This is a genomic window from Actinomycetes bacterium (assembly GCA_022599915.1).
Lineage (GTDB): Bacteria > Actinomycetota > Actinomycetes > S36-B12.
This window is the reverse complement of record JAHZLH010000056.1, coordinates 46,790-60,170: the sequence shown is the minus strand read 5'-3', so window position 1 is coordinate 60,170 and position 13,381 is coordinate 46,790. Positions and strand designations below refer to the sequence as shown.

At 60.5% G+C, this 13,381-nt stretch carries 9 protein-coding genes; 2 read left to right on the top strand and 7 right to left on the bottom strand.

The window, feature by feature from the left end:
• Both sucD and sucC read right to left on the bottom strand, forming a co-directional pair.
• The coding region (sucD, locus tag K0U62_09605) for a succinate--CoA ligase subunit alpha (protein MCH9801769.1) at positions 1-770 on the bottom strand (770 nt) is incomplete at its 3' end.
• 13 nt (positions 771-783) lie between these two features.
• Entirely contained in the window at positions 784-1,956 is a 1,173-nt protein-coding gene (gene sucC, locus K0U62_09600; protein ID MCH9801768.1) for an ADP-forming succinate--CoA ligase subunit beta, read from the bottom strand.
• A gap of 285 nt (positions 1,957-2,241) precedes the next feature.
• Between sucC and K0U62_09595 the strand changes: the two genes are divergently transcribed.
• Positions 2,242-3,273, top strand: coding sequence for an alpha/beta fold hydrolase (locus K0U62_09595; GenBank protein ID MCH9801767.1), 1,032 nt, complete (start codon positions 2,242-2,244; stop codon positions 3,271-3,273).
• A gap of 6 nt (positions 3,274-3,279) precedes the next feature.
• Here the strand turns inward: K0U62_09595 and pcrA are convergent, their stop codons facing one another.
• The 3 genes from pcrA to guaA form a co-directional block, all read right to left on the bottom strand.
• Complete coding sequence (gene pcrA / locus K0U62_09590) at positions 3,280-5,700, bottom strand: DNA helicase PcrA (protein ID MCH9801766.1); 2,421 nt, start codon at positions 5,698-5,700, stop codon at positions 3,280-3,282.
• Between the two features lie 45 nt (positions 5,701-5,745).
• Positions 5,746-7,344: a hypothetical protein gene (locus K0U62_09585; GenBank protein MCH9801765.1), complete on the bottom strand. Its 1,599-nt coding sequence runs from the start codon at positions 7,342-7,344 to the stop codon at positions 5,746-5,748.
• Between the two features lie 703 nt (positions 7,345-8,047).
• Positions 8,048-9,610, bottom strand: a complete 1,563-nt coding sequence (gene guaA, locus K0U62_09580; protein MCH9801764.1) for a glutamine-hydrolyzing GMP synthase — start codon at positions 9,608-9,610, stop codon at positions 8,048-8,050.
• Between the two features lie 57 nt (positions 9,611-9,667).
• Here guaA and K0U62_09575 point away from each other — a divergent pair, with 57 nt between their 5' ends.
• On the top strand, positions 9,668-10,069 hold the full coding sequence (locus tag K0U62_09575; protein ID MCH9801763.1) for a YjbQ family protein: 402 nt from the start codon (positions 9,668-9,670) through the stop codon (positions 10,067-10,069).
• Here the strand turns inward: K0U62_09575 and K0U62_09570 are convergent.
• Positions 10,066-11,802 (bottom strand): GMC family oxidoreductase, encoded by a 1,737-nt coding sequence (locus K0U62_09570; protein MCH9801762.1) that lies wholly within the window; start codon positions 11,800-11,802, stop codon positions 10,066-10,068. The genes K0U62_09575 and K0U62_09570 overlap by 4 nt on opposite strands.
• A complete protein-coding gene (locus K0U62_09565; protein ID MCH9801761.1) occupies positions 11,799-13,370 on the bottom strand; it encodes a succinate-semialdehyde dehydrogenase (NADP(+)) in 1,572 nt (523 codons plus the stop codon). Before K0U62_09565 ends, K0U62_09570 begins: the two co-directional genes overlap by 4 nt.
• Positions 13,371-13,381: the final 11 nt, after the last annotated feature.

Below are 13,381 nucleotides of genomic sequence, written 5' to 3'. Positions count from 1 at the left end.
GTGCCAGCCGAGCCCGACACGATGGCGCCAGCATGGCCCATGGTCTTACCTTCTGGCGCGGTGAAACCGGCGACGTAGCCAACGACCGGCTTGTCGACGTAACTCTCGATGAATGCGGCAGCGCGCTCTTCCGCGTCGCCACCGATTTCGCCGATCATCACGATGGCATCGGTTTCCGGGTCGTCTTGGAATGCCGCCAGACAATCAATATGGGTCGTGCCGATGATGGGGTCGCCCCCAATGCCCACGCAGGTCGAGAAACCAATGTCACGCAACTCGTACATCATCTGATAGGTCAGCGTCCCGGACTTGCTGACCAAGCCGATCCGACCGGCCTTGGCAATGTCTGCCGGGATAATGCCGGCGTTGCTCTGCCCGGGCGAGATGATCCCGGGGCAGTTCGGCCCAATGAGTCGGGTGAGCCCGGAGTTCACGGCGTACTGGTAAAACGAGGCGGTGTCGTGGACGGGGATGCCTTCGGTGATCACGACCGCCAATGGAATCTGTGCGTCAACTGCCTCTTCAACCGCTGCTTTGGCGAAGCGGGGCGGCACGAATACCACTGACACATTGGCGCCAGTTTCATTCATCGCCGATTCCACATCGTTGAACACTGGGATGCCATCCAACTCTTGGCCGGCCTTGCCCGGGGTCACGCCAGCAACAACTTGGCTACCACTAGCGACCATGCGGCGGGTGTGCTTCGTGCCTTCGGAACCCGTCATTCCCTGGACCAGGATGCGGCTGTCAGCGTCAAGAAAGATTGCCATTGCTTAACTCCGTTCAGGACGCGGCCAGCTCGGCCACTCGCCGAGCAGCGCCGTCCATGGTTTCGACCAACTCGATGACGTCGTGCTCTGCCTCGTTGAGGATGCGACGACCTTCCAGCGCGTTGTTGCCGTCAATCCGGCACACGATGGGTTTAGTGACTGCTTCGCCCTTGTCCGCGAGCATGCTGAGCGCGCCAACAATCCCGTTCGCTACGGCATCGCAGGCGGTGATGCCGCCGAATACGTTGACGAAGACCGCGCGCACCTCGGGGTCGTTGAGCACGATGTCCAGACCGTTAGCCATCACTTCCGCGCTGGCGCCACCACCGATGTCGAGGAAGTTGGCCGGGCGCACCCCACCAAATTCCTCACCGGCATAGGCCACAACGTCGAGGGTCGACATCACCAATCCGGCACCGTTGCCGATGATGCCGACCTCACCCGACAACTTCACGTAGTTCAAATCCAACTCGTTGGCGCGCAACTCGATCGGATCGATGTCAGCAACGTCCACGAGGTCGGCATGGCTGGCGTGGCGGTAGTCAGCGTTAGCGTCCAAGGTGACCTTGCCGTCGAGCGCAAGCACTCGCCCGTCAGAAGTCTTCACCAGAGGGTTGACCTCAACCAGGGTGGCGTCCTCTTTAATCATGACGTCCCACAACTGCTGCAGAATCTCAGTCACCTGATCAGCGATGTCTTCCGGGAAATTCGCCGCCGCCACGATCTCGGCCGCCTTCTCCGGAGTCACCCCCTCGATGGCGTCAACGCCGATCTTGGCTAGTGCCTCCGGCTTGGTAGCGGCAACTTCTTCAATGTCGATACCACCCTCGACGGAGGCCATGGCCAGGAAGGACCGCTGCGCACGATCCAAGAGGAATGAGACGTAGTACTCGTCAGCGATCTCAGCCGCTTCGGTGATGAGCACCTTGTGAACCGTATGACCTTTGATGTCCATGCCGAGAATATCGTCAGCCTTGGCGCGGACATCTTCCACGTCGTCGGCCAGCTTCACCCCGCCAGCTTTGCCACGACCACCGGTCTTCACCTGGGCCTTGACCACCACAGTGGTCCCGATCTTGCGAGCGGCCTCGGCCGCCTGCTCTGGTGTCGTTACGACCTCACCGGGCACCACGGCGACACCGTGCTCCCCGAACAAATGCTTTGCCTGATACTCGAACAGATCCATCCGCGGCTGCCTCCAGTCTGGAACCTCTGCAGACTACCTGCGTGCAGGATCACGCGTGGTGCCCGGGGTGGACTACGCGAGCGACATAATGCCCGCAGCCGCTGCCTGCCACGGGCCAGTTGGCTGCAGAAACAGCACACTCGGTGAGAGATGTGACCGTACGCAACACCATCGCTGCGCTCACCTCAGCCAGCAGTCGGTGACGTGCAGTCCGACACAGTCACGCCCAACTCGATAACTGTATGGCTACAGCTGGTCAGACTCTGGCCGCAGTACCAGCACCAGATGCGCCTTCTCAGTACTTTTGGCGGCGTGAGTGAGGAAGAGATCACAACACTGCCGTCGGGGAGCGTTGGCTCGCTGATCCGACAGGCTGCACGCCGTCGAGCAATTCGAGCCCGGCAGACCACCAAACGCAGCGCCGCTGCAGTCTTTAGCGCGCGGGGTCTACGCGGCACTGCCGTTGAATTCGCGTGGCTCTCCACCCACGTGGCCATGTATCCGCTCGGCCTGGCGGAGGAGAAGGTCCGCGAAGAGGTGGAGCGGCACAATCTGGAAGGACTGCCACCAGTTCAGCGTGGCCTGTTCATCGGCGACGTCGAGGCCGCCGGCACTCCGATCATCCTGGTGCATGGCGTGGTGGACAATCGCAGCGTCTTTGCACTGTTAAGACGAGGATTGCGCAAGCGCGGCTTCGGTCGGGTAGTGACGTTGAACTACTCCCGGCTCAGCACCGACGTCCGTGAGGTCGCTGCTCAACTCGCGGAGACCATTGACGCGGTAGCCCGGGAAACTGGCTACGAGCGGGTGCACGTCATTGGTCACTCGATGGGTGGCCTGATTGGCCGGTACTACGTTCAGCGGATGGGTGGGGATCGCCGGGTACACACCCTGGTCACCCTCGGCAGCCCCCACGAAGGCAGCACTCCCGCGCGCATGGTTCCGGTCGGCGTTTTTCGACAGCTGCGACCCGGTTCTGACGTCCTACAAGAGATGGCCGAACCGGCTCCCGACTGCCGCACGCGTTTCTTAGCAGTGTGGTCGGATCTAGATCAAGTCATCATTCCCAAGCGCAATGCGCGCATCACCCACCCCGACCTGAAAGCTCGGAATGTGTTTTTCCGGGGGGTTGGGCACATGTCGCTCCCGGTAGATGGCCGGGTCGTTCACGAGATTTGCACGACGTTGGCCCACTTGGGTCATGACGGCAGCATCCTCACCGAGGGCGCTACGTCGATCACAAGCTCCCGCAGCGCTCGTCGCGAACAGCGACAGCGGACCAAACTTCGGCTGCTCCGGCAGCGCAGCACTGGCTAGCGACTGTTAGATCTTTTCGACCGGCGCGTAGCGCAGCAGCAGCCGTTTCGTTCCGGAGGAGCCGAAGTCCACCGAGGCTTCAGCGCGATCCCCGGATCCAGCGGTAGCCACCACGGTGCCCATGCCGAACTTGTCATGCAGGACTCGATCGCCCGGATCGAGCACCACCACCTTCTTGCCGCTTCCACCGCTGCGCATCGCCGAGCCACGTTCCGTTGTCCGCCAACTGGTGGTGGAAGTACGAGCCTCATCACCGGTGCGCTCCCAACGGATCAGGTTCTCGGGCACTTCAGCCAGGAATCGCGACGGTGGATGGGACTCGGGAGCACCCCAGGCGGATCGGCTCAGCGCTCGCGTCAGATAGAGCCGATCTTGTGCGCGGGTGATGCCGACGTAGGCCAGTCGGCGTTCCTCGGGCATCTCATCGGTGTCGAAGGTGCGGGCATGCGGGAAAATGCCTTCTTCCATCCCGGTCAGGAACACCACCGGGAACTCCAAGCCCTTCGCAGTGTGCAGGGTCATCAACGTGACCTGTCCATCTTCGTCGTCGGGGATCTGATCAGTATCGGCAACTAATGAAACCCGTTCCAAGAAACCATCGAGATCGGGTTCAGTCGCACTTGACTCGTAATCCTGAGCGACCGATTCCAGTTCGCCGAGGTTTTCAACTCGACTTTCATCTTGCGGATCGTCGGAATCCTGCAGCACCGTCAAGTAACCGGAGCGTTCCATCGCCTCCGCCAGCAGCGCCGCTGGGCCCGCCCCGCCTTCGGCCAACTCACGGAGTTCGGTCATAACCCGGTGAAAGGCCGTCACCGCTGTGACCGAGCGCGACGCCAAGGTGGGGATCTCGTCGACCCGTCGGCATGCTTGGTCGAAGGACACTCCGTATCGACTTGCGAAGGCTGCCAACTCGGTTTCCGCCTTGTCGCCGATACCCCGTCGAGGCACGTTGAGAATCCGGCGAACGCTGACGTCGTCGTCCGGGTTGGCGATGGCACGTAGATAGGCCAATGCGTCCCTGATTTCGCGCCGTTCGTAGAACCGCACTGCTCCCACAACCTTGTAGGGCAGCCCCACCCGGATCATGATTTCTTCCAGACTGCGGGATTGCGCGTTAGTGCGGTAGAAGATGGCGACGTCCTGCGCCCGCGCCACTCCTTCGTCGGTGAGCTTGTCTATTTGCTCAGCGATATAGCGGGCTTCCTCGTGCTCATTGTCCGCCGCGTAGCCGATGATCTGCGCACCGCCAGATCGGGCAGACCACAACTGCTTATCTATCCGACCCGGGTTATTGCGAATGACCGCATTCGCGGCGTCCAAGATCGTCTGCGTCGACCGGTAGTTCTGCTCCAACTTGATCGTGCGAGCCTCGGGGTAGTCTTCCGCAAATTCCTCGATATTGCGGATGGTCGCACCCCGGAACGCATAGATGGACTGGTCGGCGTCACCGACGACACATAACCCCGCTGGCGATGCGGCCGCCTCCGATTTGCTGTGCGCCCCCACCAACTCCCGAATCAGCACGTATTGCGCATGGTTAGTGTCTTGGTACTCGTCAACGAGTACGTGCCGGAATCGGTCGCGGTAGTAGTCGGCCACTTCGGGAAAGAGTTGCAGCAAGGCGACGGTGTTTCCGATTAGGTCATCGAAATCCATCGCGCTGGCCACGGTCAACCGTCGCTGGTACTCGCTGTAGATGGCAGCCACGCCTTCGCTATAGGGATCCGGCTGCTCTTCCGCTGCCCGGGAGACCTGTGCTGCAAATTCTTCGTGATCCACCAACTCGTTCTTGGCAGCGCTGATACGAGCCGCTACACCTCTCGGGGTGAACCGCTTGATGTCCAGATTCAACTCCTTTACCGACAACGCGATCAGCCGCTGGCTGTCAGCTGAGTCGTAAATAGAGAAGTTGCTAGCAATCCCCAACCGTTTGGATTCGCGGCGCAGTATCCGCACGCAGGCGGAGTGGAAGGTGGACACCCACATGTACTGCGCCGATGCTCCGACGAGCTCAATGACGCGCTCCCGCATCTCTGCCGCTGCCTTGTTGGTGAACGTGATGGCCAGGATTTGCCCTACCCGGGCGTCACCAGTCGCCAGCAAATGAGCGATGCGTCGCGTCAATACCCGAGTCTTGCCGGATCCGGCACCAGCCACCACCAGCAGTGGCGTTCCACGATGAGACACCGCGACCGCTTGCGCTTCGTTCAGGTCTGTGAGCAAATCCTCCGGCCGCTGCCGTGGCTGCGACCGCCGGTCCTCGGGTTCCGCACTGGCACTAGCAGGCGCTGGCTCTGCCGTGGCAGCAGGAATCAACTCAACTTGGGTAGCCGGTGTCTCAGCCTTGTCTGCTGAGTCTCGATCGGCCCGCGGCTTGGCTGCCCCCAGCAGATCGGCAGCAGCGTCGTCGAAGATGGAGCCCACGCAGCGAGTCTACGACGGTGCGACCGCCGACTCTGCTTGCCGGTCTTACCGCGACAATACGGTCACATTGCGGCGAGGGGAGGAATCCCACAGCCGCTTACCGGACATCAGGCGAACCTGTAGCCGATGTTTGCCGGGCTTCTTGAGCTTCAACCGGATGCGATACTCGCCATTGGCAGCTGGTTTGATCCGACGCTCCTCATCCCATTGCGATTTAGGAGCCCGATGTCGCAGTCGAAGTTCGCCGTTAGCCGGTGTTCCTTCCACCGTGCCGGTGAGCAAGAACTTCTTCCCGTTGCGGAAGACTTCTGGCTTATTGAGCCGTACCACCGCCGGTAGCACCTGTAGCGGCAGCACCTTCTTACTGGTGGCAAGCGCATCCTCGCCGTTGGTCACTCGCAGCCGGATCTCGCGATTACCGATCTTCCGGCTACCAGGGAACTCCAGTGCCACCTTCTTACCGGTGACCTCAGCGCTGGCTTTAGTGCGGAACCGCTTGCCATCCACCTTGCGACTCTGCACTTTCACCGTCGAACCTTCCGGGGCACGACGGACCTTGCCGGTGACAGTGACGGGAGTGTTGACTCGGACGGACGCCGCACTCAACCCTTTGAGTTTGCTGACCACTGGCTTGCTGACCACTGGCTTGCTCGGCTTCGCAGGCGCTGCGCAGTCTGTGGCCGCAGGTGCCGCCTGCGACGCATTACCCAGTCCCAGTGCGATGACCTGACCGTAGCCGGCGCCTACCCGGAAAGTAATCTGACCATCTGAGTCCAGCGGTACGTCTACTACCGAGCAGTTCTCAGAACCTTGTGGGACCGTCACAGTCTCGGCGCTACGGATGGTTAGAGCCTCGGGCGCATTGAGATCAAAACTTGTCAATTGAATCCGCTGAACTGGATTCGGGACCGCAGGCACCGGCACCGTGACTTGATACGCACGATCTCGATAGGAGTCGCTGGCGCCCAATCGGCAGCCACCACTCAGTAGCCCAGCACCGGAATCCGTGTTCAGCAGCACCGATGGCGAGTTGGCACTTCCTGAGTTTCGCTCCACCGAAGAGGAATCACACGGTCCACGCGTCTCTGCTTTGCCAGTCCAGAAGGACGTCTTCGCATACGCGCCGTCCCAGGTAAGGGAAATATGGATGTGGTCGCGGTGACACGAAGTGTCGTAAGCGTCAGATTGCTTGTTGGAACAACCGGAGTATTCCTGCCAGCCGTCTTCGGGGCGGTAAACCCGCCACATTTTGTCGTCCCAGATCAGGTACATGATTCCCAATCGGCGTGCCATCGCGCCCAGTTCTCCCTGCGGGCCGGGCGCGGTGAGCCAGTTCAGGAAGGATTCGGCCTTAGCTTTCTCCTCGGGTTTCTCGACGTTGACCATCCAGTCAAGCGCTCGACCTTCTTCGTGCTCGCTGATCCCTGGCGTCGAGCAGGAGCGGATGATGTAGGTGGTGTATTCGCCGTAGGTGTCAGCCAACAACTTAGACAACTTGACCGCGCCGGGCTTCGCCCAATCGCTGCATAACTTTTGCCCCTGGTACTCGGCTTGCCAATCCAGGGTAGGCGGCAACGTGATGTTTGCCGTCGGGACTGGCGCCTTGGCAGCATTTGCCGCTACCGCCAGAGAGCCGGCGGTCACAGCCACCGCTCCCAGTACCGCTCCCGCTCGCCTTATCCACCTGCGCCGAAATATTGCCACGGGAGAAGATTCGGCACTTTGTGGAAAAACCTTAACCACGGGCGCCAAGTTTTCAGTCGAAAAGGAAAATGGCAATATCGCCACGCCGCATTTCCGCGAAGTTCTCGTATACCGGACAATAAAGTTATCCGACTAGTGGCGACACGCCATAAATCGAAAACGCGACAGAAATACGGCAAAAAATGCCCTGTATTTCCGGGAGCCAGTTAATACCCGATAACTGGCGACATGCTTTGGGTCGGCAAACTGGCGCCCGCAACCCGGCAGCGTGTCCGCTCACCACCGCAGACGCTTACCCAATACGCCCAGTCGCTATTCCCACAGACTCAGCTAACCGCGGCCAACTGACAATAGGGCACTAGATATAGATATCCAGAAAAATATGACCACTATATTTTGTGGTTGTATTTTGCGGTCTCATTGCAACCTCCGCTAACTTCAGAATCTCGGCGAAAAGGCCTTGATCACGCAGCCACATTGACCCTTCTCGAGTGAGCATTAGTTAGCCGTACGTAGGTAATCGAATATATTGATGAAATCAGTCCTATTTGCACTAAATGTAGTGGTTTGCGCGAATGTGTGTCTCATTCAAGTTCAAAGCCAACGTCGCCCGATCGGATCAGTACTAGCCGACTGCTCGGCACTACTCCCACTCGATCGTGCCGGGCGGCTTGCTGGTGATGTCGAGGACCACCCGATTGACCTCTGACACCTCATTGGTGATGCGGTTGGAGACTCGCGCCAACACGTCGTTGGGCAGTCGCGCCCAATCGGCTGTCATCGCGTCTTCGCTAGTGACTGGCCTCAGCACGATCGGGTGGCCGTAACTGCGACCATCGCCTTGCACACCGACCGACCTGACATCCGCCAGCAGCACCACCGGCAGTTGCCAGACGCTGCGATCCAAACCGGCCGCCGTGATTTCTTCTCGAACGATGGCATCCGCGGCCCGCAGAATCTGCAGCCGGTCTGCATCCACCGCACCAATAATGCGGATGGCAAGGCCAGGACCGGGGAATGGGTGCCGCCACACCATCTCGCTGGGCAGCCCCAACTGCTCCCCCACCTCGCGGACCTCATCCTTGAATAGGGTCCGCAGTGGCTCCACGAGTTGAAACTCCAAGTCGTCCGGCAGCCCGCCAACGTTGTGATGGCTCTTGATGTTTGCGGTTCCGCTGCCGCCACCAGACTCCACCACATCGGGATATAGCGTTCCCTGTACCAAGAATCCAATGCTGCGGCCCTGCTGGCCACTCTCGGCGACGAGTTCCGCCTCAGCTGCCTCAAAGACCCGGATGAACTCGCGACCAATGATCTTGCGCTTCTCTTCCGGATCGGAAACCCCAGCTAGTGCGGTGAGGAAGCGGTCAGCCGCATCCACCGTGACCAGCCGTACTCCAGTTGCCGCCACGAAATCTCGCTCAACCTGATCCCGTTCCCCTGCGCGCAGCAGACCGTGGTCGACAAACACACAGGTCAACCGCTCGCCGATCGCGCGCTGCACCATGGCCGCGGCAACAGCAGAGTCCACCCCACCGGACAACCCACAGATCGCTTGTCCGTCGCCGACCTGCTCGGAGATGGCCTTGATCTGAGCGTCGATGATTCCGCCGGTCGTCCAGTTCGGTTCTAGGCCAGCGATATCGCGGAGAAAGGCTTCTAGCATCGGCTGACCATCGGGTGTGTGGACCACTTCTGGGTGGAACTGCACTCCGGCAAGCCCCCGCTGCGGGTCTTCAAAAGCTGCGACTGGGGCGCCAGGAGTACTGCCACTGACCCGAAAACCGGCCGGAGCATGCGACACCGCATCGCCATGTGACATCCAGACCTGCTGCGCCGTCGGCAGATTCCGCAACAGCACCGATCCGGACTCACACTGCAATTCGGTAGCGCCGTACTCGCGATCACCGGTGCGTGCGACCGTCCCGCCGAGGGCCTGCGCCATCGCTTGAAAGCCGTAACAGATGCCGAATACTGGTACTCGCAACTCGAATACTCCCGGATCGAGTCGTGGGGCGCCATCCTCGTACACGCTCGCCGGACCACCGGACAACACCAGCGCAGCGGGATTCTTCGCAGCGATCTCCTCACGAGAACTCGTCCCAGGAACGATTTCGGAGTAGCGTCCCGCTTCTCGGACTCGCCGAGCAATCAGTTGGGCGTACTGCGCACCGAAGTCGAGCACTAGTACCGGTCGTTTATCCATGGCTTGATAGTTCCTTTTTTCCGGACCCCCAACGGTAGCCGATTAGGATGGCGAGTTATGGACACCACCGTGCTGCAACTGCACACTGGCAAGACCCTCGTCACTGATCTCACTGCCTCCCTGGCCAATTTCGTCGCGGGCCAAGGAGATGGCCTCGCACATGTGTTTGTGCCGCACGCCACTGCCGGGGTGGCGCTCATCGAAACCGGCTCCGGCACTGAACCCGACTTAGCGGATGCACTCCAGCGATTGCTGCCCGTCGAGGACATCTACCGACATCGGCACGGCAGTTTTGGGCATGGCCGTGACCACGTGCTGCCGGCCTTTGTCTCCCCATCGGTGAGTGTGCCGGTACTGACCGGCCGACTCGCATTGGGTACGTGGCAGAGTGTGGTGTTGATTGACCCCAACAGTGACAATCCGGACCGGCAGGTACGGCTATCTTTTCTAGCTGGCTAGGTGGTCTCGCCGCCACCTTGCGTGATCGTCACGATCGGTAGTTGCAGCGCTCCGGGGGCATCATCGGGGACAACCGGGCTCTTGGGTGCTACCGGCTCCACTTGTCGATACTGCTCGCCTTGCACCGGTCGTGGATCCATCTCGCCTTTGTTGGGCCACATGGCCATCGCCCGTTCCGCCTGAGCAGTGATCGTCAGCGATGGATTCACACCCAGGTTGGCAGTGACGGTGGATCCGTCAGTAATGTGCAGCCCTTGATAGCCCCAGACCCGGTGGTACGGGTCCACCACACCATCTTCCGGACGATCCGAGATCACCGCACCACCGACGAAGTGGGCAGTCGTGGTAGCCGAGAAGACATCGAAAATGCTGCCCATCGGCATCCCCTTGAGCCGGCGAGCCATTCGGCGCACTGCCTCGTTACCGGCAGGAATCCAGGTGGGATTCGGCTTACCCTCACCTTGTTCCGTGGTCAACCGGACCCGACCACGTTTGCTGCGACGAGCTTTGACGGTTAGCGAGTTGTCCAGCGATTGCATAACCAGTGCGATTACGCCCCGTTCCGACCAGCGGCGAACAGAGCGGGCAACTTGCACTGCCTCGGCCGGCTTGCGAGTCACGTGCTTCACCCAGGTACGCCAGCGGGGGGTTCCCGGCTCTTCATCGGTGAGCACCGTAGCGAGCAGACCCATGGAGTTGGATCCCTTGCCGTAGCGGCAGGGCTCAATGTGGGTGTCCTCGTTGGGGAACCACGAGGAAGTGATGGCTACGCCACGCGTGAAGTCGGTGGTATCTCCCACTGGCGCCATCGCGCCGAGGATGCTTTCTGAGTTGCTGCGAGACAACCGGCCCAAAGCAGAACTAATCCGGTGCAGATGACCGGACGCTTTCATCCGGTGCAGCAGCTTCTGGGTGTTATACGTGCCCGCTGCCACGATCACCTGTTCGGCGCTGAAGGTGCGCCGCCCCCTCCCCGGCAGAATCCCAGTGCGCTCGGTGTCAATGGCGTAGCCGCCGCCAGACATCGGCCGCAGTCCGCGCACGGTCGTAAGCGGGTAGACCATAGCGCCATGCAGTTCTGCTAGCCCCAGGTAGTTCTTGGGCAGGGTGTTCTTGGCATTGTGCCGGCACCCGGTCATGCACTCACCACATTCAATGCAGCCGGTCCGCGAGGGCCCGACTCCGCCGAAGTACGGGTCCGGCGACTCCACTCCCGGACCGTCGCCGAAAAAGACTCCTACCGGCGTCATCTTGAACGTGTGCCCAACTCCCATGTCATCGGCCACCGCTTTCATGATCTCGTCGGCTGGCGTCATGGTGGGGTTCTTCACCACGCCCAGCATCCGTGATGCTTGGTCGTAGTAGGGAGCGAGTTCCTGTGCCCAATCAGTGATGTGCTGCCAGGCTCGGTCGGTAAAGAACTTCTTCGGCGGCACGTAAAGGGTGTTGGCGTATACCAAAGAACCGCCGCCCACACCGGCCCCTGCCAGCACAACCACATCCTTGAGGACGTGGATGCGCTGCAGGCCACGCAATCCCAGCCGCGGCGCCCAGAAGAACTTGTTCATTCGCCATGACGTCTTCGGATAGCTCTGTTCGTCGAAACGCCGCCCCGCTTCTAACACCGCCACTCGGTAGCCCTTTTCGGTGAGCCGCAACGCTGCGACGGAACCGCCAAAACCCGATCCGATCACGACGACGTCGTAGTCATACGAAGACATTCCGCTGCTCATTTCATTCCCACCCGCTTGAAGAGTCCCACTACAGATGACAAGACTTCTCCCCAGCGTTGATCGCTGAGACCGAACTGTGGCCCGTAGCCAAGAGCGCGCTGTACCGCCACCGTCTGCACTTCGGTGTACTTGAGCAAACCCTCATCACCGTGGCGTCGACCCAACCCGGAGTCGCCCATACCGCCCATCGGGGCGCGCGTCGCTCCCCAGCTTGCTGCGTAGCCTTCGTTGATGTTCACCGTTCCGGCCCGCAACTGTACGGCAATCTGCTTGGCCCGAGACTTATTCCGGCACAGCACAGCCGCGTTGAGACCGTAGACCGTATCGTTCGCGGCATCAATCGCCGCTTCATCCTCGTCATAGGGATACAGCGAAACTACCGGGCCAAAGGTTTCCTCTCGACACAGTGCCATGTCCTCGGTCACATCAGTGAGCACGGTGGGTTCGTAGACAAAGGGCCCCAGATCAGGACGAGGCTTTCCTCCGGCCAAGACGGTCGCTCCTTGCGAAACTGCATCAGCCAGATAGTTCTCCACGTTGGCCAGATGTTCCGCGGAGATTAGCGAGCCAACTTCGGCCCCCCAACCAACTCCAACCGCAAGGTGCAGTTGCTCAACTCGCGCTGTAAGTGCTGGCACAAATCGATCCCAGACGTCACGTTGCACGTAAAGCCGTTCCATCGATACACAAAGCTGGCCCGCGTTCGCGAAGCAGCCCCGAACGACGATATCGACCGCTTTTTCGATATCGATGTCCTCAGTCACGATCATGGCGTTCTTGCCGCCGAGTTCCATGGAGCAGCCGATGAGTCGCTCACCACATTGGGCAGCCAAAATGCTGCCGACTCGAGTCGAGCCAGTGAACATCAGATAGTCACTCTCACCCACGATGGTCTTGCCGAGCGTTGAGCCCGAGCCCGCAACCACTTGTAGGGCATCCTCTGGAATACCGGCCCGATGCATCAATCCCGTCAACCACAGCGCGGTGAGTAACGTTTGGCTGTCAGGTTTCAGCACAACCGTATTACCTGCCATAAGTGCTGGAATCGCGTCCGAGGCCGCCAGCGTGATCGGGTAGTTCCATGGGGCGATGATCCCGACAACACCTTTGGGAAGTCGGCGTTCCTCCACCCCGACAATGAGCGGGAAGGCTCCTCGGTGTCGCCTGGGCTTGAGCAATCGCTGGGCGTCCCGTGCGTAGTGTCGGGCATTAATGCAGACGTCCAGGACCTCTTCGAGAGCATCTCGACGGGCCTTGCCCGTTTCCCACTGAGCCAGATCCAAGATCTCATCGCGATGCGCCAAGAGCAGATCATGCAACCGCAGCATGACCGCCTTGCGCTCACCGATTGAGGTGCCAGCCCAGGACCGCTGCGCCAATCGGGCCGCCGCGAACGCGTCCACGACATCTTCCCGGGTTGACTCCGGCACCGATGCCAGGAGTTGACCATTCACCGGCGTGATCACATCAATGGTTCGCCGAGAAGAGGTCTGCAGCGAAGCGGTCAACTCCGCAATGAGCTCGGGATCTAGCACCTGATCGACAACAGCCGCTTTGACAGGGGCCACAGCATCCTCCA